Raw genomic sequence first — 20790 nt, 5'->3', positions numbered from 1 at the left:
CCGGCTTTCCGGTCGGCGGCGGCACCGCGCAGGGCTACAGGCGTTCGCCCGTCGTCGCCGTGCGCTGCGGGCGTTCGGCGGTCCGGGTGGCCGCCGGCTTGCGGGAGCCGCCTGCGCGGCCCCGCTTGCGGCCGTCCTTCCCGCCGCCCGTGCGGGCGTCCAGCTCGATGGCGAGGGGAGACGCGGTCAGGACCGACGAGTACGTGCCGATGACCATGCCGATGAGCAGGGCCAGCGCGAAGTCGGTCAGCGAGTCGCCGCCCAGCAGGGCCAGCGCGGCCAGGATGAAGATCACACCGATACCGGTGTTCACCGTGCGTGGCACCGTCTGCAGGATCGCCTGGTTGGTGACCTGCGCCAGCGGCGCCTTGGCGTCCTTGCGCCACAGCTCCCGGATGCGGTCGAAGACCACCACGGAGTCGTTCACCGAGTAGCCGATCACCGTGAGCAGCGCCGCCAGGAACACGCCGTCGATCGGCTTGCCCAGCCAGGCGAACACACCGGTGAGGATCACCACGTCGTGCGCCAGCGCGGCCACCGCACCGGCGCCGAACATCCACCGGAACCGCACCGCCAGGTACAGCAGCTGCGCGGCGAGCGCCAGGCCGAGCGCGATCAGCGCGTTGCGCCGCAGTTCGTCGCCGAGGCTCGGACCGATCAGCTCGTCACGGACCTTCTCCGCCCCGCCGCCGACCTCGGCGACGGTCTCCTCGACCTTGACCGCCTCCTCGTTGGTCAGCTCCTCGGTGCGCACCGTCAGACCGCTGTCACCGGAGGACTGCACGACGGCCTGCGGGAAGCCGGCGTCGGCGAGGGCGGCACGGGCCCGGTCCGGGTCGACGGTCTGTTCGGTCGAGTACTCGATCAGCCGGCCGCCGGTGAACTCCACGCCGAAGTTCAGCCCGCGCACGAAGATGCCCGCGGCGGCGACGGCCAGCACCACGGCGGACACCGCCAGCCAGCGGAGGGGGCGCCGCATCAGCTGCGGGTCGCGCCGGGTGAGGTACGCGCGCACCCGGCCCACGGAGGCCAGACCCGTGATCCGGGGCCGCCGGTGCACCCAGCGGCGCGCCACCGCGAACTCGGCGAGCACCCGGGTGATCACCAGGGCGCTGATCATGGACGCCAGCACACCGATGCCGAGCGTGACGCCGAAGCCCTTCACCGGGCCGGACGCCAGCACGAACAGCAGCGCCGCCGCGATCAGCGTGGTCACGTTGGAGTCGGCGATCGCGCTGAAGGCCCCCTTGAAACCGGCGGTCAGGGCCGAGCGGCCGCTGGGCCGGTTCCGTTTGGCGTACTCCTCCCGGGCGCGTTCGAAGACCAGCACGTTCGCGTCCACGGCCATGCCGATGGCCAGCACGAAACCGGCGAGGCCGGGCAGGGTCAGGGTCGCGCCGAGGGCCGCGAGACCGGCGTACGAGATCAGGCCGTAGCAGAGCAGGGCCACGATGGCGAGGAAGCCCATGAGGCGGTAGACGACCAGCACGAACAGGGCCGTGAGGGCGGTGCCGACGACGGCGGCCCAGGCGCTGGCGCGGATGGCCTCGGCGCCCAGCGTCGGGCCGACGGTCCGCTGTTCCACCGTCTCCACCGGCACCGGCAGGGCGCCGCCGTGCACGAGCAGCGCGAGCTCCTTCGCCTCGTCGGGGGTGAAGGAGCCGGTGATCTGCGTGGACCCACCGGTGATGCCCGCACCGCACGCCACCGACGGGTCGACCTGCGGCGAGGAGATGATCTTGTTGTCGAGCACGATGGCCACCCGGCGCTTCGGGTCGCCCGCCGGGTTGCAGGCGGCCTCACCGGTCAGCCGCGCCCAGCCCTTGCCGTCCTCGAAGTCGACGGTGACGTGCCAGCCGGCCCCGCTCTGCGGGTCGAAGCGGGCCTCGGCGCTCTTGACGTCCTGGCCGCTGAGCGCGGCCTTGCCGAGGTGCAGCCGCTCGCCCGCCTCGTCGGGCAGCACGCGCTCGCCCTCCGGCAGCTTCTCGCCGCCCTGGGCGCCCGGCCCCTTGACGGGGTGGACGGAGAGCTGCGCGGTGCGGCCCAGTACCTCGGCGGCCTGCCGCGGGTCCTGCACGCCGGGCAGCTCGACGATGATCCGCTGGTCGCCGGAGCGGACGATGGTCGGTTCGGCCACGCCGAGCGCGTCGACCCGGCCGCGCAGCACCTCCAGGGTGCGGTCGGTGGCCTCGGCGTCGGCCTCGAGGGTCTCGGTGGAACGGGTCTCCAGCACGATCTGGGTGCCGCCCCGCAGGTCCAGTCCCAGACGGACCGGAACGGTGACGGCGACGAACACGGACACGGCGATCACGGCAAGCGCGAACAACGCCCTGATGCGGGCGGGACGTTTCACAGATGCCTCCAGTAAGGCACGCGTGCCCGTCGGCGGGCACGCGGAAGGGGGAAGGGGACGGCTCAGACGCTGGAGGCGGCGGGCGGCGCCCGTCCCAGATCCGCCGGGACGTGCGCGGCGGCCGGCGGCGCGTGACCGGCCGCGGGCGCGGGACGCGCGGGCCGGGGCGGGACCCGCGGCGTGTGCGCGGGCGTGAACAGCAGCGGGCCGGCGGCGACGTTCCGCTCGCCGACGTCCCGTTCCGGCCGGACGAACACGGTACGGGCGGCGACGTACCCCTCGTCGCTGTGCGGCTGCGTGCCGGAGGAGTACGTCGGCGTGCCGGGGGAAGCCGGGAAGTACGCGGGGGCGGCCGGGGCCTCCGCGACCGCCGACGCGGGGACCGTGCCGGGGGTGAAACCGAGGGTCAGCAGAACGGCCGCGAACGCGGCCAGGACGGCCGCGGCGGCCTTCAGCGGAAGTCGGGCGGCACGGCCCGGGACGTGGACGGTCAAGGTTCCACGAGCCCCGCGCGGATGGCGTAACGGGTCAGCTCGAGCCGGTCCCGCAGCCCCAGCTTGTGCAGCAGGTTCTCCCGGTGCCGCTGCACCGTCTTGACGCTGATGAACAGCAGCTCCGCGATCTCCTTCGACGAGTGCCCCTCGGCGACCAGCTTCAGCACCTCCTCCTCGCGCGGGGTGAGCACCTGCTCGGGAGCCTCCTCACCGTGCCGTACCCGGTCCAGGTAGTTGCGGATCAGGGCCGTCACCGCCCCCGGGTACAGGAACGGCTCGTCCCGCATCGCCGCCCGGCAGGCGGCGACCAGATCACGGTCGGCGACGGACTTGAGCACGTAGCCGCCCGCTCCGGCCTTCAACGCCTGGAAAAGATACTGCTCGTTGTCGTGCATCGTCAGCATCAGGATGCGCAGGCCCGGCTTCAGCGCGGTCAGCTCCCGCGCCGCCTGCAGACCGGTCAGCCGCGGCATGGCGATGTCCAGCACCGCGAGGTCCACGTCATGGGTGCGGGCCATGGCGATCGCCTCGGCCCCGTCGCCGGCCTCGGCGACCACCTCCAGGTCCGGCTCCCGGTCGAGGATGAGCCGGACGCCGCGGCGCACCAGAGCGTGGTCGTCGGCGAGGAGGATGCGGATCGTGTCCGCGGGGCGGTCGGCGTGGATGTCCTGGTCGTTCATGACTGCTTCCTGACGGCCGGCACGGTCAGCCGGATTCGGGTACCGGTTCCTGTCCGGGAGACCACGTCCGGGCTCCGGACGTCCAGGGTGGCCCCGATCAGCAGGGCGCGTTCACGCATTCCGCGAAGTCCCGCGCCCTCCCGGGCGGCGCCGATGCCGCGCCCGTCGTCGGCCACCTCCAGCACGACACCCTCCTCGGTGCCGTGCAGCGTCACCTCCACGGACCGGGCCTCGGCGTGCCGGGCGGCGTTGGTCAGACTCTCCTGCGCCACCCGGTAGAGCACCAGCTCCGTCTCGTGGTCCAGGGCGGGCAGGTCCGGATCGAAGCGGCGCACCACGCGCAGCCCGGTGTGGGTGGAGAACTCCGTGGCCAGTGAGGTCACCGCGCTCACCAGGCCGAGATCGTCCAGCACCCCCGGGCGCAGCCGGCGCACCAGCCGCCGCACCTCGTCCAGGCTGCCGCGGGTGATCTCCTGCGCCTGCTGCAGCTCCTCGCGCAGCGGCTCCGACGCCTCGTCGGACGCCCGCTTCAGCGCCAGCAGCACGGCCGTCATGCTCTGCCCCACCTCGTCGTGCAGCTCCTGGGCGATACGGCGCCGCTCACCTTCCTGGGCCAGGATGGCACGGGCGCTGCTCGCGGCGCGTTCCCCCTCGAGGCGCTCCAGCATCGCGTTGAAGGCGCTCACCAGCTCGGCCACCTCGCCGCCGCCGCGCACGGGCAGCCGCTGGCCGGGGCGCAGCAGGTCGACGGTGGTCATCAGCCGGGTCACGCGGTCCAGCGGGGCCAGACCGATGCGCAGCAGCGCCGCGTTGGCGACGAGCATCACGCCCAGACCGCCGACGAGGATCACCGCCTCCGTCAGCAGCACCGGCACGGACACGGTCACCGGAGCCCACAACAGCAGCGCCGTGGCGCTGCCGAGCACCACGGCGTTGAGACCGAAGATCCGCCAGTACAGGGACACGGAGGTCACGCCTTCCTCTTTCTCGTCTGCCTCTACTGTCGGTCACCGCGTCCCCTGATGCGGCAGCGACCCCCTGGTCCCGGCGGACACCGGCCAGCCTGCCCGGGGATCCCGGCCCGGTCGATGGGCCGCGCGCCCCATTTTCCGCCGGCCGCCGGGCCCATGCCGTACGGGGTGGGTCCTCGGACCCCGCACAGATGGGTCCCGCGCCCGATGGGAAGGCACGACGGCTCAGGTCATGGTGGAAGCGTCACCCCGTACATCCCCCAGGAGGAAACACGTGTCGCTCGACCTGCCCCGCACCGAACCCCGCACCGCGAACCCCGCCGCGGACGAGGTCCGCCGGCGTCTGGAGCACGCGCGGACCACCAGGCTCGCGCAGCTCAAGGCGCTCGACGAAACCGGGGACAGCCCCGGCGACCACCTGATGTCGAACCAGAAGGACGCGATCAAGGGGGTCCTCAAGGAGATCGACGAGGCCTTCGCGCGCGTCGAGGACGGCACCTACGGCACCTGCCTGGGCTGCTCGAAGCCGGTGCCGCCGGAGCGGCTGGAGATCCTGCCGCACACCCGGTACTGCGTCGGCTGCCAGCGCCGCGCGGCCTGAGACGCCCCCGTCCGTCCGTCCATCCCGCTCTGCCCGAGGGGTGCAGTGGTGACCCACCAGACCATCGGCGAGCACGACGAGATCCTCAGCGCCGAGGACCTCGCCGCGCTCCGTGAGAACCTGCACGAGCAGCGGCTGTTCCGCGAGGAGCAACTGCGGCAGTTCGCCACGACGAGCCGTGCCGACGACCGCCGCGTGCGCGAGGACGCCGCGCAGGTCGAGGTCGGCGTCAAGCTCGCCGCCTCGGCCCGCATGGTGCTCGCCGACGTCGAGGAGGCGCTGGCCCGGATGGACTCCGGGAGCTACGGCGTCTGTCACCTCTGCCGCCGCCCGGTCGAGCGCCACCGCCTGCTGATCGTCCCCCAGGCCCGCTACTGCGGGCGCTGCCAGCAGGTGCGGGAGGCAGGCCGGTGACCGTGGTCCGGCACCCCGGGCCGGCTCCCGTACGGCACCGGCACTGGCCGCTGTGCAGGCGCTGTTCAGGTCTCGCTCTCGACCTGGGCAGCGCCCGCACGCGCGCGTTCATCGCCGGACGGGGCATGGTCCTGGACGTGCCCACCGTGACCTTCCCCGGCTCGGGGGCCGTCCACCCCATCCAGCGCGGCACCATCGTCGACACCCCCGGCACCGCCCGCATGCTGGACCGGCTGCTCGGCCACCGGGTGCCGAGGACCGGCCGCCCGCTGGTCGTCGTCACCTCCCCGGTGTTCGACGGGCCGGCGTTCCGCACCGCGGCCCGCACGGCCGTGGAGGTGCTCCGCCCGCGCGCCGTCCTGACGGTCCCCGGCGCGCGGGCGGTCGCGCTGGCCGCGGGCGCCGACCACGTCCGGCCGCTGCTGGTGGTGGACATCGGCGCGCACCTCACCGAGGTGGTGCTGCTCGCCGACGGCGCGGTCACCGACGCCCGGCGCACCGCGCTGGGCACCGCCGACCTGTCCGACGGCACACCGCCGGAACTGATCACCGAGGCGGTGGTCGGCATGGTGACGGCGATGCTGCGGCAGGACCGCACCTCGCTGACCCGCACCGCGCTGCGCCGCGGCGTGCTGCTGGCCGGCGGGGGAGCGCTGCGCCCCGAGATCACCGGCGGTCTGCCGAGCGGCCTGAACTGCCCGGTGCAGCCCGTGCCGTCCCCGCACACCGCCGCCGTCCGCGGCGCCGCCGGCCTGCTGGCCGCCGCGCACCACCATCCGCCGGCCGACGGCGCCCTCTGACCCGACCTCTGCCTGCGACCGCTACCGGAAGGAGCCGTGACGTGGCGGGTGGGACACCCGTGGCACAGCCGCCCCCCGGTCCGCCCCCGCGCCCCCTGTTCTGGCGCTGGCGGTCCAACCCGCTGCGCCGCCGCACCGACAGGGTGCAGGCCTGGCTGGGCCTCGGGGTGCTGATCGCCGTACTGGCCGTGGCCCCCGTGGCCGCCGCCCTGGTGGGCGACGCCGCCCACCGGCACTACCAGGACCTGGCACGCCACCAGCAGCAGACGCGCCACCTGACCGACGCGACCCTCGTCGCGGACGCCCCCCGGCACCCGGAGCCGGGCTCGGACGAGGAGAAGAAGACCCGCTACCCGGTCGAGGTCCGGGTCGTCACCCGAGAGGGACGCACCCGCGTCACCCGGGCGGAGGTCACGCCGGGGCTGACCGCCGGCAGCACCGTCCGTGTCTGGATCACCGCCGAGGGCGAGGCGGCCGGCCCGCCGCTGACCGGCAAGGAGGTCCGCAGCCGCACCGCGGGCTGGGCGCTGCTCGCCGCGATCGGCGTCGCTCTCGCGGGGACCGCCGTGCACGCCGTGTCCGGGTTCGTGCTGCGCCGCCGCAACCTCGCCCGCTGGGACGCCGCGTGGGCGGAGACGGCCCCGCGCTGGACGACGCCCACCTGACGCCGCCCCCCGACCGTGAGCCGCCGGCACCGCCCCCGTGCCGGCGGCTCACTCGTGTGCGCACGTGCCCTGCGTCCACGGAAAAGTCCTACGAAAGTTTCGGTCCGGAGTGGTCGATCTTCGGGGGCATGACGAGCGATCATTCACTGCCTCACGGCCTGAGCGCCCGTTCTGGCGTAATGAACTGGTCGTATGACTCTGTGTCGCGGTCCTCGGGCGCTCGAAGTTTTCGAAACTATTACCGAAACTGTTGACGGTTGACGCGCTCAGATCAACACTGTCACCGCATCGACCTCCCCATCGAGCCGTAACAGGAGGCGTCACCCATGCATGTGTCCGCACCCCCCGGCGGCCGCAGACGCGGCCGACTGATCATGAGCGTGAGGAGTGCCTGGACGATCGCTCTCGCCGCGCTCACCGCGCTGCTCCTCACCGGCACCGCGACCGCCGCCCCCGTCATCACCACCAACCAGACCGGCACCAACAACGGCTGGTGGTACTCCTTCTGGACCGACGCCCAGGGCACGGTCTCCATGGACCTGGGCTCCGGGGGCAGTTACAGCACCCGGTGGAGCAACACCGGCAACTTCGTGGCCGGCAAGGGCTGGAGCACCGGCGGCCGGAAGACCGTCAACTACTCCGGCACCTTCAACCCGTCGGGCAACGCGTACCTGACGCTGTACGGCTGGACCACCGGCCCGCTGATCGAGTACTACATCGTCGACAACTGGGGCACCTACCGGCCCACCGGCGAGTACAAGGGCACCGTCACCAGCGACGGCGGCACGTACGACATCTACAAGACCACCCGGTACAACGCCCCCTCCATCGAAGGCACCCGCACCTTCGACCAGTACTGGAGCGTCCGGCAGCAGAAGCGCACCGGCGGCACCATCACCAGCGGCAACCACTTCGACGCCTGGGCGAGCAAGGGCATGAACCTGGGCAACCACAACTACATGATCATGGCCACCGAGGGCTACCAGAGCAGCGGCAGCTCCAACATCACCGTGAGCGAGGGCTCCGGCGGCGGTGGCGGTGGCGGCGGTGGCGGTGGCGGCGGTGGTGGCGGCAACGGCGGCTGCACCGCGACCCTGTCGGCCGGCCAGCAGTGGGGCGACCGCTACAACCTCGACGTCTCGGTGAGCGGCTCCAGCAACTGGACCGTCACCATGCGGGTCCCGTCCCCCGCCAAGGTCTCCGCCACCTGGAACGTGACCGCTTCCTACCCCGACGGCCAGACCCTCGTCGCACGGCCCAACGGCAACGGCAACAACTGGGGCGCGACGATCCAGACCAACGGCAACTGGACCTGGCCGTCGGTGTCCTGCAGCGCAGGCTGACCCGGCACGAGGAGGACCCCCACACATGAGCACCGGAAAGCCACAGCCCGTCTCCCGGTACCTGGTCCCGGGCGTGGCCGCCGCCGCACTGACGGTGGCGGCCACCGTGAGCACGGGCGTCGGCGCCGCCCCCGCCCAGGCGGCCGCCTGCAACGGGTACGTCGCGCTCACCTTCGACGACGGCCCGTCGGCCGGCAGCACCGTGAACCTGCTCAACGCGCTGAAGCAGAACGGCCTGCGGGCCACCATGTTCAACCAGGGCCAGTACGCCGCCGCCAACCCCGGTCTGGTCAAGGCCCAGGTGGACGCGGGCATGTGGGTCGCCAACCACAGCTACACCCACCCGCACATGACCCAGCTGAGCCAGGCCCAGATGGAGTCGGAGATCTCCCGCACCCAGCAGGCGATCGCGAGCGCCGGGGGCGGGACGCCGAAGCTGTTCCGCCCGCCGTACGGCGAGACCAACTCCACCCTGAGGTCGGTGGCCGCCAGGCACGGGCTCACCGAGGTCATCTGGGACGTCGACTCGCAGGACTGGAACAACGCGAGCACCGACGCGATCGTGCAGGCCGCCTCCCGGCTGAACGACGGACAGGTCATCCTGATGCACGACTGGCCGGCGAACACCATCGCCGCCATCCCGCGCATCGCGCAGAACCTGGCCTCCCGGGGACTGTGCGCCGGCATGATCTCCCCGCAGACCGGTCGCGCGGTGGCCCCCGACGGCTCCGGCGGCGGGGGAGGGGGCGGCGGCAACGGCTCCTGCACCGCGACGCTGTCCGCCGGCAGCAGATGGGGCGACCGGTACAACCTCAACGTCTCGGTCGGCGGCTCCGCCGACTGGACCGTGACGATGAACGTGCCGTCCCCGGCGAAGGTGCTGAGCACCTGGAACGTCAGCGCCTCCTACCCCAACAGTCAGACGCTCGTCGCCCGGCCCGACGGCAGCGGGAACAACTGGGGGGTGACGATCCAGACCAACGGCAACTGGAACTGGCCGACGGTCTCCTGCACCACGAGCTGAGAACAGCGGCGAGCCGCGGAGCGTTCCGCGCCGCGGCTCGCCGCCCCGCGTTCACCCCAGATGCTCGCCGAACCACCCGGCGGCCAGCTCCGCGACCCGCTCCAGCGCGCCCGGCTCGCCGAACAGATGGCCGGCGCCGGGCACCACGTCCAGCCGGTGCGGTGCGGACAGCCGCCGCGCGGCCCCGCGGTTGAGATCCAGCACCTCCGGATCCGCGCCGCCCACCACCAGCAGCACCGGGCACGCCACCAGGCCCAGCACGTCGCCCGCCAGATCCGGCCGCCCGCCCCGCGAGACGACCGCCGCCACCCGCCGCGGCCGCTCCGTCGCCGCGACCAGCGCCGCCGCCGCTCCCGTGCTGGCCCCGAACAGCCCCACCGGCAGGTCCGCCGCGTCCGGGCGGTCCTCCAGCCAGTCCACGGCGTGCGCCAGCCGGCCCGCCAGCAGACCGATGTCGAAACGGTGCCGGCCCGTCGCCGCGTCCTCGTCCTCCTCCGCACCGGTCAGCAGGTCCAGCAGCAGCGTGCCGAACCCCGCTCTCCGCAGCACCCCTGCGACGGCCCGGTTGCGCGGGCTGAGCCGTGAACTGCCGCTGCCGTGCGCGAACAGCACCACCCCGCGCGCCCCCACGGGGAGCTCCAGATCACCGCGCAGGGCCGCCGCTCCCGACGGAACCGTCACCGACGCGCTCACCATGCCCGGCCACCTCCTCCGGCCGTCTCGGTCCGGTCCCGGGTACCCGGGCGGGCGGGATCGAGACGGCGGCGGTTTGCCGCCCGCCACGGGGGCTACCCGATGCGGACCACGAGGTGAAGGAGGTGCGTGGCCGTGCCCGACAGCCGTGCCGGTTCCTCTCCCCACGAGCCCCGTACGGGCTCCGGCCGGGAGCCGGTCTCCCGTGCCCGCTCGGGGATGATCGGCAGCAGGTACCCGCGGTCCGGCACCGAGCCGGTCACCGCGCGCAGCCCGCTGAGGCTGCGGCTGCTGCTGTCCTCCGTCTTCCTGCCGCTCTTCGTCGCGGGCACGGTGCTGTTCGCGGTGTGGGCGGCGGGCTCCGACGCCGGGGACAGCCCCGGACGCGGCCCGCTGACGCTCATCGCCGTGGTGTGCGGCGTCCTCGCCCTGACGGCCGCGCTGGACCTCGGTGTCGTTCTGCGCCGCCTGCGCCGGGAGCGCGCCTCCACGCACTGACGCCCGGGTCGCCCTAGCTGTCGAGCGGGGCCGTGCTCTGCCGCACCACCAGGTGCGTCGCCAGCTCGATGCGCTGGGCCGCCGCGCCCGGGTCGTCCGGGCGCAGCAGCATGCGGGACGCCTCCTCGGCCATGTGCCGCAGCGGCTGGTGGACCGTGGTGAGCGGCGGGCTGGACCACTGGGCGAGCGGCACGTCGTCGTAGCCGACCACCGAGAGATCCTCCGGGACCCGCAGCCCTTTGACGCGGGCCGCCTCCAGTACGCCGAGCGCCTGCAGGTCGCTGCCCGCGAAGATCGCCGTGGGCCGGTCGGGGCCCTGAAGCAGTTCCATGGCGTGCTCGAAGCCGCCCTGCACGTGGAAGTCGCCGAAGCGGGTGAGCCGGGGGTCCGCCTCCAGGCCCGCCATCGCCATGGCCGAGCGGTAGCCGTCGAGGCGGGCCAGTGAGCAGAGCATGTCGTTGGGGCCGGTGATGATGGCGATCCGCCGGTGGTTCCGCTCGGTGAGGTGCCGGGTGGCGGCGAGACCGCCGGCCCAGTTGGCGGAGCCCACCGACGGCACGTCCGGATCGGGGTCGCCGGCCGGGTCGATGACGACGAACGGGATGGCCGCCGCCCGCAGTTGACGCTTGATGTCCTGCGGCAGGCTGGAGAACACCAGCACCACGCCCAGCGGCCGGCGCTGCAGCACGCCCGGCAGCCAGTCCGGGGCGGGGGTGTGCCGGGTGCCGCTCTCGGTGAGCACCACCGTCGCGCGGTTCTCCTTCGCGACGTTCTCCACGCCCCGGATCAGTTCCATCGCCCACACGCTCTCCAGCTCGTGGAACACGATCTCGATGAGCGGGTAGCGGGTCGCGGGCTGCACGCGCCGGCGGTAGCCGTGCAGGTCCAGCAGCTTCTCCACCTTGGCGCGCGTCGCGCGTGAGACATCCGAACGGCCGTTGAGCACCTTCGAAACTGTCGGCATCGACACCCCGGCCTCTTTCGCTACCGCAGCCAGGGTGACACGCCCGCTCGCCTCGTCGTCTTCACGCATACCCGCAGGATAGAGCACCGCCTCTCGATAACGGTTTGGCCGAGTCGTGACCCGACCGTTGACCCCAACTCCCGTCTGACCTACTGTCCCTCGGCATGGACTTTCGGCGATGACGCCGAAACTTTCGAAAGGCGAACGATGAAGACACGTGCGCGCTTGCCCAGACTGATCGCCACCGGTGCGACGCTCGCCCTCGCCCTGAGTCTGTCGGCCTGCGGTGGCGGCGACGGCGGGGCGTCGGCGGACGACGGCAAGATCCATATCCTTGTCTACGGGGACGCCACCAACAAGATCGAGAAGCAGATCGTCGACAAGTTCAACGAGACGTCCGACGTCAAGGCGGTCCTCGACACCATCCCCGGTGCCGACTACCAGAAGAAGCTTCAGACGATCATCAGCACCCCGCAGGCTCCGGACGTCTTCTTCAACTGGGGCGGCGGCAGCATCAAGCCGTTCGTCAAGGCCGATCTGCTCCTCCCGCTGGACGACTTCATCAAGAAGAACCCGGACCTGGAGAGCAAGTTCCTCCCCTCCGTCTTCAACAACGCGGTCGTCGACGGCAAGCCGTACGGCATCCCCATGCGCGGCACGCAGCCGGTCCTGCTCTTCCACAACAAGAACGTCCTCAAGAAGGCGGGCGTCCAGCCGCCGAAGACCTGGGACGAGCTGCTCGACGCCGTGGAGAAGCTGAAGGACGAGGGCGTCACCCCGATCGCGCTCGGCGGCGGCGACGTCTGGCCCACCCAGATGTGGTTCCAGTACCTCTACGACCGCATAGCCGGCCCGGAGCTCTTCCAGAAGGCCCTCGACGGTGACAAGAGCGCCTGGGAGGCCCCGGAGAGCAAGAAGGCCCTGAAGATGATCAGGGAGCTCGTCGACGCGGGCGCCTTCGGCAAGAACTACGACTCCGTCAAGTACACCAACGGCGGCTCCGTCGCGCTGGTCGCCCAGGGCAAGGCCGGCTTCGAGCTGATGGGCTCCTGGTACTACTCCCAGCAGCTCACCGACCACCCGGACTTCGCCGAGAAGGGCCTCGGCTACTCCGCCTTCCCGGCCGTCGAGGGCGGCAAGGGCGACCCGAAGAACGTCGCCGGCAACACCAACAACTACTACTCGGTGATGAAGAAGACCAAGCACCCCGAGGCCGTCGCCGAGTTCCTCGAGCTCATGTACTCCGACGAGTTCGTCAAGGCGCAGCTCGACGTCGGCAACCTGACCACCACCACCAACACCGACCGGTTCATCGAGACCTCCGCGACGCCCGAGTACTCGCGCTTCCAGTACGACCTGGTCGCCGACGCGCCGTCGTTCCAGCTCTCCTGGGACCAGGCGTTCCCGCAGTCGGCGGCCTCGGACATGCACAAGGCCATCCAGCAGTTCTTCAACGGACAGCTCGACGCGGACGGCTTCATCAAGGCCATGCAGGCCCTCCCGACCGAGTGACGAACGGCTCATGACCACAAAGATCACGAGCGCTCCGCCCGCCGCCGGCCCCCGCAAGGGGTCCCGGCGGCGGCCGGCCGCCTCCCCGTCCGTGTCCAAGGTGGGCCGCCCGGGCTTCGCCTGGGCGCTGCCCGCCGCGGTGTTCTTCGCCCTCTTCGCGATCGTCCCGCTCGTCATGGTCGCGGTGCTGTCCTTCATGAGCTGGAACGGGCTCGGCTCGCCCCAGTGGGTCGGCACCGACAACTGGTCGCGCCTGATGGACGACCCGGTGATGCTCAAGAGCGTCTGGCTCACCCTGCTGCTGACCGTGCTCGGCGTGGTCGTCCAGACCCCGCTGAGCATCATGCTCGGCGTCTGGGCGGCGGGCCACCAGCGCAACCGCGCGGTGCTGTCGGTCATCTACTTCATCCCGCTGCTGCTGTCCGCCACGGCCGTCTCCGTGCTGTGGCGCGCCCTGCTCGACCCGAACTTCGGCATTCCCGCCGACGCCGGCTGGCTCTTCGGCGACGGCAACCTGTTCGGCGAACAGGCCACCGCCATCGGCGTGCTGGCGTTCGTGAGCACCTGGCAGTTCACCCCGTTCCACACGCTGATCTACCAGGGCGCCGCGCGCTCCATCCCGCAGGTGCTGTACCAGGCCGCGGAGATCGACGGCGCGGGCCGCTACCGGCAGTTCTTCCACATCACGCTGCCGCAGCTCCGCAACTCCATGATCACGTCGATGATCCTGATGATCGTCGGTGGCCTCACCACCTTCGAGACCGTCCTCATCCTCACCCAGGGCGGCCCCGGCACCGACACGACCATCAGCGCCTACTACATGTACGACAAGGCCTTCAAGGGCTTCGACTTCGGCGCCGGCTCCGCCATCGCCCTCGCCCTGGTCGTCGCCGCCACCATCATCTCCCTGGTCGTGGTGAAGGTCTCCGGCTACGACAAGATGCGCAGCTCCATGGAAGGTGTGTCATGAGGCGCCGCCCCAACTACCTGGCCGGCGCCGGCTCGCTCGTCTGGCTGTTCCTGGTCGGCCTGCCGCTGTACGTGATGCTCGCGGCGACCCTGCGCACCCGCCAGGACTACGCCCAGAACGGCCCGGTGTCCGTCCCGGACACCTTCACCCTGGACAACTACACCGGCGCCTTCGACTCGGGCTTCGGCCGGTACTTCCTCAACACGCTCGTCGTCACCGCCTGCGTGATCGGCATCGTGCTGCTGCTGGTCCCGCCGCTCGCCTACGCCATCGTGCGCAGCCGGGCCCGGACCACGTCGGCGATCTTCCGGCTGTTCCTGCTCGGCCTGGCGATCCCCGCCCAGGCCGTGATCGTGCCGATGTTCTACCTGATCAGCGAAGCCGGGCTGTACGACAACCTGCTCGGCGTCATCCTGCCCACGGCCGCCTTCTGCCTGCCGATGTCCGCGCTCATCCTCAGCGGCGCCATGCGCGACATCTCCCCGGAACTGTACGAGGCCATGGCCATGGACGGCGCCACCCCGCGGCGCATGTTCTTCCAGCTCGTGCTGCCGCTGTCCCGGGGCGGACTGTCCACCATCGTGGTCTTCTCCGCGCTCCAGGCATGGAACGGCTTCCTGTTCCCGCTCGTGCTGACCCAGTCCGACTCCACCAAGGTCGTCACCCTGGGCCTGTACGACTTCCAGACCGAACACGGCATCGACATCCCCGGGCTGCTGGGAGCCGTGGTGCTGTCCATGGTGCCCATCCTGCTCGTCTACCTGTTCGCCCGTCGCGCCCTGGTCCAGGGTCTGATGGGTGTCGGAGGAAAGTGACCGCGAACGTGGCCGTAGAGACCACCCCCGAAATCCCCCTCTGGAACGATCCCTCCCACCCCGTCTCCGCCCGGGTCGACGCGCTGATCGGCGCCATGACCCTCCAGGAGAAGATCGCCCAGCTGTACGGCGTGTGGGTCGGCGCCTCCGCCAACGGCGGCGAGGTCGCCCCGCACCAGCACGACATGGAGGAGGCCGTCGACCTCGACGCGCTCCTGCCGTCCGGCCTGGGCCAGCTCACCCGCCCCTTCGGCACCGCCCCCGTCGACCCGGCGCTCGGCGCGCTCTCCCTGCTGCGCACCCAGACCCGCATCACCTCCGCGAACCGCTTCGGCATTCCCGCCGTCGCGCACGAGGAGTGCCTGGCCGGCTTCGCCGCCTGGGGCGCCACCGCCTACCCCGTGCCGCTGTCCTGGGGCGCCACCTTCGACCCGGACGTGATCCGCCGGATGGCCGCCGCCATCGGACGCGACATGCGCGCCGTCGGCGTCCACCAGGGCCTCGCGCCCGTCCTCGACGTCGTCCGCGACCCCCGCTGGGGCCGCGTCGAGGAGACCATCGGCGAGGACCCGTACCTCGTCGGCACCATCGGCACCGCCTACGTCCAGGGCCTGGAGTCCACGGGCGTCGTCGCCACCCTCAAGCACTTCGTCGGCTACTCGGCCTCCCGCGCCGGACGCAACCTCGCTCCCTCCTCCGTGGGGCCGCGCGAGCGCGCCGACGTGCTGCTGCCGCCGTTCGAGATGGCGATCCGCGAGGGCGGCGCACGCTCCGTCATGCACGCCTACACCGACATCGACGGCATCCCCGCAGCGGCCGACGAGAGCCTGCTCACCGGGCTGCTCCGCGACACCTGGGGCTTCGACGGCACGGTGGTGGCCGACTACTTCGGCATCGCGTTCCTCAAGACGCTGCACGGCATCGCCGGCGACTTCGCCGACGCGGCCGGCGCCGCGCTCGAGGCGGGCGTCGACATCGAGCTGCCCACGGTCAAGGCGTTCGGCGCGCCGCTCGCCGAGGCCGTCGCCGAGGGCCGGGTGCCGGAGGCCCTGATCGACCGCGCCCTGCGCCGCGTCCTCACCCAGAAGGCGGAGCTCGGCCTGCTCGACCGCGACTGGAGCCCGGTGCCGCCCGCCTTCGACGGCGCCGACCTGGACGACCCGGAGGCCCTGCGCGGCAAGATCGACCTCGACGGACCCGAGAACCGCGAGCTGGCCCGGGAGATCGCCGAGAAGGCGGTCGTCCTGCTCAGCAACGACGGCACGCTGCCGCTCGGCCGCCCCCGCCGCATCGCGCTCGTCGGCCCCAACGCCGCCGAGCCCGCCGCCGTCCTCGGCTGCTACTCCTTCCCGCAGCACGTCGGCGTGCAGTACCCGGACGTCCCCGTCGGCATCGAACTGCCCAGCCTGGGCGAGAGCCTGGCCGCCGAGTTCCCCGACGCCGAGATCACGGTCGTCCGCGGCACCGGCGTCGACGACGGCGACCTCTCCGGCATCGCCGAGGCGGTCGCCACGGCGCGTGACGCCGACATCGTCGTCGTCGCTCTCGGTGACCGCGCCGGCCTGTTCGGCCGCGGCACCAGCGGCGAGGGCTGCGACGCGGAGTCCCTCGCCCTGCCCGGCGCCCAGCAGCAGCTCCTCGACGCGCTGCTCGACTCCGGCACGCCGGTGGTGACCGTCCTGCTCGCGGGCCGTCCCTACGCGCTCGGCCGCGCGGTGGAGGACTCCGCGGCGATCGTGCAGTCCTTCTTCCCCGGCGTCGCGGGCACCCGGGCGATCGCCGGCGTGCTCAGCGGACGCACCGGTCCGTCCGGACGCCTGCCGGTCAGCATCCCGCGCGGCCCCGGCTCCCAGCCGACCACGTACCTCGGCGCCCGGCTCGCCCAGGCCAGCGAGGTGTCCAACATCGACCCGACGCCGGCGTTCGGCTTCGGACACGGCCTGACGTACACGACGTTCGCCTGGAGCGACCTCACCGTGGACGCCGCGGAGGCCGCGACGGACGGCGAGTTCACCGCGTCCCTCACCGTGCGCAACACGGGGGAGCGGACCGGCACCGAGGTCGTCCAGCTCTACCTGCACGACCCGGTCGCCTCCGTGGTCCAGCCGGTGCAGCGCCTCGTCGGTTACACCCGGCTGGAGCTGGAACCGGGCGAGGAGCGCAGGGTGCGCGTCACGGTCCCGGCGGACGTGGCGTCCTTCACCGGCCGCGACGGCCGCCGCATCGTCGAACCGGGCGAGCTGGAACTCCGCCTGGCCGCGTCCAGCACGGACGCCCGCCTGACGGGGACGGTCACCCTGACGGGTCCGGTGCGGGAGGTCGACCACACGCGGCGGTTCCACGCGGAGTTCTCGGTGGAGTAGGCGCGGGGTCCCTCGCGGAACGGCGGTGCGGCCCGGGCTTCGGGGGCCGCACCGCCGTCCTTTCGCTTCCCTCCGTCACTTCGTAGGGGCCGTCCGCCCTTGCCAGCGGCTTGCAGGAGCGGGCGGCTCCGACGGTGGTGGCAGGGCTCCGGTGCCAGCGGGACGTGTGGGTGAGCCCGGCGCGTTCACGGAAGAGGCGGACGAGCTTGCCGTAGGCGCTCCAGGCCGCCCCGGACGCTCCCTGTCCGGCCCGCGCCGGCCTGCCGTACCGCATTCCCGCTGGGTCGTCCCGCCCATCGCACCCCCCGCTGCTCCACCGCCCGGTGTTCCGTCGCGGAGCACAACGAGCGCGCCGCCGCTCCGGCCACGCGCGCGGACCCGTACAGCGGCCGTACGCATCCGTACGCCCTGCCGACGATCGCGGCAGCCGGGCAGGGGCACGGCCGGCAGCCGGGCAGGGGCACGGCCCCGCCCGCCACCCCCGTCCGAGGCGCCCCACGGTCCGCGCGCATGACGTCGGCCCCGGCGCGGTACTCGGCCCGTACTGCGGAAGGGAGCGGATCATGGCGGTCTGTGAAGTGTGCGGGAACGACTACGCCCTCTCCTTCGAGGTGCACACGGTCGGCGGTTCGGTCCACACGTTCGACAGCATCGAGTGCGCCGCCCACAAACTGGCGCCCATCTGCGACAACTGCGGGTGCAAGGTCCTCGGCCACGGTCATCAGGCCGACGGCCAGTTCTTCTGCTGCGCCCACTGCGCCCGCGCGCAGGGGCACGCGGAGCTGGCCGACAGCGCGTGACCGTGAGCGAGGAGCGACGACGAGAAGCGCGCGGGATCCTGCGCCACCGACCGACTCACCGGAGTGTGACGAATGATCGACGAGAGCCATGTCAGGGACCTCTGTGACGCTGCGAACGACGATGCCGCGCTCGTCCTGCTGGAAGGCAGGGCACGCGTGGTCGACCAGCCGTCGGGAGAGGAGTCCCGGGGAGCGCTGCTCGTGATCACCAAACGCGACCTGGTCGAGCGACTGGGTCCGGACCCGAGCGACCAGGCCCTGCACGACGTGGCGGGGACCCTGACCGACACGGTCGGCAAACTGGGCGCCTGACGTGGCTCCCACGCGGTGACCGCCCGCTCCGGTACGGGCTCCGGCACGGACGTGGCACGGACGTGGGCGGTCACCGCCTGTCGGGCACGGTCACTCCGCACGCACCTCGGCCTGCCCGTAGCGCGGTGCCATACGGCGGCCCGATCCGGCGCGCAGGTCCAGTTCCGCCGCCGCCAGCCGGGACACGGCCTCCGCGTCCGTCAGGCCGGGCACGCACACCACCTCGCCGGTCTCCAGACCGGCGAGGGACGCGGTCACCACGTCCGCCGCGGGCATGCCGCCCTTGTCGTGGACGCGGCGCTCACCGCTCACCGGGGTGTCCCCGGCGCCGAGGTGGAACTCGGTCGCCGTGAGCCCCGGACACACCACCTGCACCCGCACCGGGGTGCGGGCCAGCTCGGCGGCCAGGGTGCGGGTGAAGGTCACCGCGTAGCCCTTGGACCCGGCGTAGACGGCCCGCTGGGGGAGCGGGTCCGGCGGGAGGTCGCCGGCGAAGGCGAGGAGTGACGCCACGTTGATCACGGCGCCCCGGCCGCGCGTCAGCATGCCGGGCACGGCGGCCCGCGTCAGCGCCGTGAGGGCCACGACGTTCACGTCGAGCACCCGGGTGAGGAGGCCGGCGTCGACCTCGGCGAACGGGCCGTAGCCGTTGATGCCGGCGTTGTTGACCAGCAGGTCCACGTCGTCGGCGGACGCCCGTTCCGCGACGCGGGCCACGTCCTCCGGGCGGCCCAGGTCCGCCACCAGCGTCTCGACGCCGGCCCCGCCCTCCTTCAGCACCTCCTTGGCGAGGGCGTCCAGCCGCTCCGCCCGCCGGGCGACCAGCACCAGCCCCCAGCCGCGCGCGGCCAGCCGGGTCGCGTACTCCCACCCGATGCCGGAGGAGGCCCCCGTGACGAGGGCCGTGCCGGGTGCGTCGTGCGAGGTCATGTGCGTGATCCCTCCGTCGCCGGGTGGTGCCGTGCCGGACCGCCGTCCGACCTGCGCCGGGTGTCCCGGCGGGGCGCGGGCGAAACGCGGCGGCAGCCGTCCTGCGGGTGTCGAAAAGGCGTGGAGGCGGCGTCGCGCCTCCTTCTACCCTCGTCCCCATGCCTCTCTCCCGGACCTCCTTCGTCTGCTTGCCGTGCCGGGCCTCCTGCAAGCAGCCGCATCCGGCGCGGACGCGGGACGGCGAGGTCGACCGGCGGGTCTGCCCGCGCTGCGCCGGCGCGCTGATCCACGTCGGCGCCGCCTTCGCCGCGCCGCCGCATCGGGACACCGAGGGGTGGCGGGTGCTGTCGGTGCTGCTGCACGCCGGCGTCCGTTTCCACAGGAGCTGCTGCGGCGGGCCCGGATATCGGCCGCGCACGCTGCGGGAGGTGCGCGAGCGGATGGCGTACGCCGAGCGCACCGGCGAGCCGATCGCCAGGGCGCTGGTGCGCCCCGAGCTGCCCTGACGTCCGGCCGGACGCGCCCGCACCGCTACGGGAGGGGCGTGGGAGGCTGGAGGTATGGACACGGGACGGGCGGCGCACTCCGCCGACGGGACGACACCGGCACCGGCACCGGGTGGTGACCGTGCGTCCCGTACCGACCCCGTGCCGTTCACTCCCGACACCCTCCTCTGGGACATGGCCGGCGACATCCGCGTCCTGCTCTATCTCCCCGCCGCCCTCGTCCTCCAGGTCGCGCACCCGGCCGTGGGCGCCGGGGTCGACGAGCACAGCGTCTTCCGCACCGACCCCTGGGGCCGCGCCCGTCGCTCCCTGGACTCGCTGCAGCTGTGGATCTACGGTGGTGACCGCGCCGCGGAGGAGGGGCGCAGGCTGCGTCGGCTGCACCGGGACATCAAGGGCACCGACACGCGTGGGCGTCCGTACCACGCGCTGACGCCCGCCCCCTACGCCTGGGTGCACGCCACCGGCTTCCCCGTCTTCCTGCGGGCCGCCGAGTATCTGTTCCGGCCGTTCGACGAGGCGGGGGAGCGGCGGCTGCACGAGGAGGCGCGGCAGCTCGGGCGCATCCTCGGCATCCGGGAGCGCGACATGCCGGGCTCCGTCGGGGAGTTCTGGACCTACTTCGACGCGGTGGTCCGGGACGAGCTGGAACGGACCGCCGTCGTGGAGGAGTTGCTCGATCCGCGTCGGTCCGTGCCGCCGCCGCACGGGGCGGGGGCGGCGCCGCGGCTGCTCTGGCCCGTACTGCGTCCCGCCTTGCTGCGGCTTCAAGTCTTCACCACCAGGGGGCTGTTGCCGCCCGTCGCCCGTGAGCGGCTGGACATTGACTGGTCGCGGGGTGATGAGCTCCGCCTCCGGCTGCTCGGCCGCGTCGTCCGCACCGTGGTGCCGCGCCTGCCGGAACGGCTTCGCTACCTGCCGGTCGCGTACGCCGCACGTCGCGCTGCCCGCCCCTGACCGCCCCGGTACGGCCGTACCGAGCCACCTTCGAGCGCGGCGCCCGCCCCGGCCGCAGGTCCGCCCCGGGGCGGGTCCCACCCCCCCCGCCACCTAGCTCTGTCATGCCCATTGCCCTGCCCCCC

22 protein-coding genes are annotated in these 20790 nt (G+C 72.7%); 15 read left to right on the top strand and 7 right to left on the bottom strand.

All coding sequences use genetic code 11. The features are described 5' to 3' along the window. Positions 1 to 34: 34 nt before the first annotated feature. The 4 genes from secD to C1708_RS03780 all read right to left on the bottom strand — a co-directional run bounded on the left by secD (position 35) and on the right by C1708_RS03780 (position 4501). On the bottom strand, positions 35 to 2353 hold the full coding sequence (secD, locus tag C1708_RS03795) for a protein translocase subunit SecD (protein WP_198602389.1): 2319 nt from the start codon (positions 2351 to 2353) through the stop codon (positions 35 to 37). A gap of 62 nt (positions 2354 to 2415) precedes the next feature. Further along, the gene (locus tag C1708_RS03790; RefSeq protein WP_106411297.1) at positions 2416 to 2847 is read right to left on the bottom strand and encodes a hypothetical protein; all 432 of its coding nucleotides are present in this window, start codon (positions 2845 to 2847) and stop codon (positions 2416 to 2418) included. Further along, positions 2844 to 3527 (bottom strand): response regulator, encoded by a 684-nt coding sequence (locus C1708_RS03785; protein WP_106411296.1) that lies wholly within the window; start codon positions 3525 to 3527, stop codon positions 2844 to 2846. Before C1708_RS03785 ends, C1708_RS03790 begins: the two co-directional genes overlap by 4 nt. Beyond that, complete coding sequence (locus C1708_RS03780) at positions 3524 to 4501, bottom strand: HAMP domain-containing sensor histidine kinase (RefSeq protein WP_106411295.1); 978 nt, start codon at positions 4499 to 4501, stop codon at positions 3524 to 3526. The genes C1708_RS03785 and C1708_RS03780 overlap by 4 nt, the downstream gene beginning before the upstream one ends. A gap of 271 nt (positions 4502 to 4772) precedes the next feature. On the opposite strand from C1708_RS03780, the gene C1708_RS03775 reads away from it, so the two are divergent. From C1708_RS03775 to C1708_RS03750, 6 genes are all read left to right on the top strand, one after another. Further along, positions 4773 to 5099 (top strand): TraR/DksA family transcriptional regulator, encoded by a 327-nt coding sequence (locus C1708_RS03775; protein ID WP_106411294.1) that lies wholly within the window; start codon positions 4773 to 4775, stop codon positions 5097 to 5099. A gap of 45 nt (positions 5100 to 5144) precedes the next feature. Further along, on the top strand, positions 5145 to 5513 hold the full coding sequence (locus tag C1708_RS03770) for a TraR/DksA family transcriptional regulator (protein WP_106411293.1): 369 nt from the start codon (positions 5145 to 5147) through the stop codon (positions 5511 to 5513). After that, positions 5510 to 6313, top strand: coding sequence for a rod shape-determining protein (locus tag C1708_RS03765; RefSeq protein ID WP_106411292.1), 804 nt, complete (start codon positions 5510 to 5512; stop codon positions 6311 to 6313). Before C1708_RS03770 ends, C1708_RS03765 begins: the two co-directional genes overlap by 4 nt. 41 nt (positions 6314 to 6354) lie before the next feature. Beyond that, positions 6355 to 6978 (top strand): Rv1733c family protein, encoded by a 624-nt coding sequence (locus C1708_RS03760; protein ID WP_106411291.1) that lies wholly within the window; start codon positions 6355 to 6357, stop codon positions 6976 to 6978. Positions 6979 to 7304: 326 nt separating this feature from the next. After that, positions 7305 to 8321 (top strand): endo-1,4-beta-xylanase XynA, encoded by a 1017-nt coding sequence (gene xynA, locus C1708_RS03755; RefSeq protein ID WP_106411290.1) that lies wholly within the window; start codon positions 7305 to 7307, stop codon positions 8319 to 8321. Positions 8322 to 8346: 25 nt separating this feature from the next. Next, positions 8347 to 9345: a polysaccharide deacetylase family protein gene (locus C1708_RS03750; protein ID WP_106411289.1), complete on the top strand. Its 999-nt coding sequence runs from the start codon at positions 8347 to 8349 to the stop codon at positions 9343 to 9345. A 51-nt stretch (positions 9346 to 9396) separates the two neighbouring features. Here C1708_RS03750 and C1708_RS03745 read toward each other — a convergent pair whose 3' ends face one another. After that, a complete protein-coding gene (locus tag C1708_RS03745) occupies positions 9397 to 10041 on the bottom strand; it encodes a dienelactone hydrolase family protein (RefSeq protein ID WP_106411288.1) in 645 nt (214 codons plus the stop codon). 216 nt (positions 10042 to 10257) lie between these two features. On the opposite strand from C1708_RS03745, the gene C1708_RS03740 reads away from it, so the two are divergent. Continuing rightward, positions 10258 to 10536, top strand: coding sequence for a DUF6343 family protein (locus tag C1708_RS03740; protein ID WP_106411287.1), 279 nt, complete (start codon positions 10258 to 10260; stop codon positions 10534 to 10536). A gap of 13 nt (positions 10537 to 10549) precedes the next feature. Here the strand turns inward: C1708_RS03740 and C1708_RS03735 are convergent, their stop codons facing one another. Next, positions 10550 to 11569 carry a LacI family DNA-binding transcriptional regulator gene (locus C1708_RS03735; protein WP_106411286.1) on the bottom strand — a complete coding sequence of 340 codons (1020 nt, stop codon included), beginning with the start codon at positions 11567 to 11569 and terminating at the stop codon, positions 10550 to 10552. A 138-nt stretch (positions 11570 to 11707) separates the two neighbouring features. Between C1708_RS03735 and C1708_RS03730 the strand changes: the two genes are divergently transcribed. The 6 genes from C1708_RS03730 to C1708_RS03705 all read left to right on the top strand — a co-directional run bounded on the left by C1708_RS03730 (position 11708) and on the right by C1708_RS03705 (position 18272). Continuing rightward, a complete protein-coding gene (locus C1708_RS03730; RefSeq protein ID WP_106411285.1) occupies positions 11708 to 13012 on the top strand; it encodes an ABC transporter substrate-binding protein in 1305 nt (434 codons plus the stop codon). Positions 13013 to 13022: 10 nt separating this feature from the next. Further along, positions 13023 to 13982 (top strand): carbohydrate ABC transporter permease, encoded by a 960-nt coding sequence (locus tag C1708_RS03725; RefSeq protein WP_106411284.1) that lies wholly within the window; start codon positions 13023 to 13025, stop codon positions 13980 to 13982. After that, the gene (locus tag C1708_RS03720) at positions 13979 to 14797 is read left to right on the top strand and encodes a carbohydrate ABC transporter permease (protein WP_106411283.1); all 819 of its coding nucleotides are present in this window, start codon (positions 13979 to 13981) and stop codon (positions 14795 to 14797) included. The genes C1708_RS03725 and C1708_RS03720 overlap by 4 nt, the downstream gene beginning before the upstream one ends. Further along, positions 14794 to 17160 (top strand): beta-xylosidase/alpha-l-arabinosidase, encoded by a 2367-nt coding sequence (locus C1708_RS03715; RefSeq protein ID WP_106411282.1) that lies wholly within the window; start codon positions 14794 to 14796, stop codon positions 17158 to 17160. Before C1708_RS03720 ends, C1708_RS03715 begins: the two co-directional genes overlap by 4 nt. A 563-nt stretch (positions 17161 to 17723) precedes the next feature. Beyond that, positions 17724 to 17960, top strand: a complete 237-nt coding sequence (locus C1708_RS03710) for a metallothionein (RefSeq protein ID WP_106411281.1) — start codon at positions 17724 to 17726, stop codon at positions 17958 to 17960. 72 nt (positions 17961 to 18032) lie between these two features. Then, positions 18033 to 18272, top strand: a complete 240-nt coding sequence (locus C1708_RS03705) for a hypothetical protein (protein WP_106411280.1) — start codon at positions 18033 to 18035, stop codon at positions 18270 to 18272. Positions 18273 to 18362: 90 nt separating this feature from the next. Here the strand turns inward: C1708_RS03705 and C1708_RS03700 are convergent, their stop codons facing one another. Next, a complete protein-coding gene (locus C1708_RS03700) occupies positions 18363 to 19202 on the bottom strand; it encodes an SDR family NAD(P)-dependent oxidoreductase (RefSeq protein WP_106411279.1) in 840 nt (279 codons plus the stop codon). 158 nt (positions 19203 to 19360) lie between these two features. On the opposite strand from C1708_RS03700, the gene C1708_RS03695 reads away from it, so the two are divergent. Together C1708_RS03695 and C1708_RS03690 are read left to right on the top strand one after the other, a co-directional pair. Further along, on the top strand, positions 19361 to 19708 hold the full coding sequence (locus tag C1708_RS03695; RefSeq protein ID WP_106411278.1) for a deoxyxylulose-5-phosphate synthase: 348 nt from the start codon (positions 19361 to 19363) through the stop codon (positions 19706 to 19708). A gap of 54 nt (positions 19709 to 19762) precedes the next feature. Next, positions 19763 to 20665 carry an oxygenase MpaB family protein gene (locus C1708_RS03690; RefSeq protein WP_106411277.1) on the top strand — a complete coding sequence of 301 codons (903 nt, stop codon included), beginning with the start codon at positions 19763 to 19765 and terminating at the stop codon, positions 20663 to 20665. Positions 20666 to 20790 lie beyond the last annotated feature (125 nt).

This window comes from Streptomyces sp. DH-12 (assembly GCF_002899455.1).
Taxonomy (GTDB): domain Bacteria; phylum Actinomycetota; class Actinomycetes; order Streptomycetales; family Streptomycetaceae; genus Streptomyces.
Note: the sequence above shows the minus strand (reverse complement) of the source record. Positions and strands in the feature narration are given on the sequence as shown.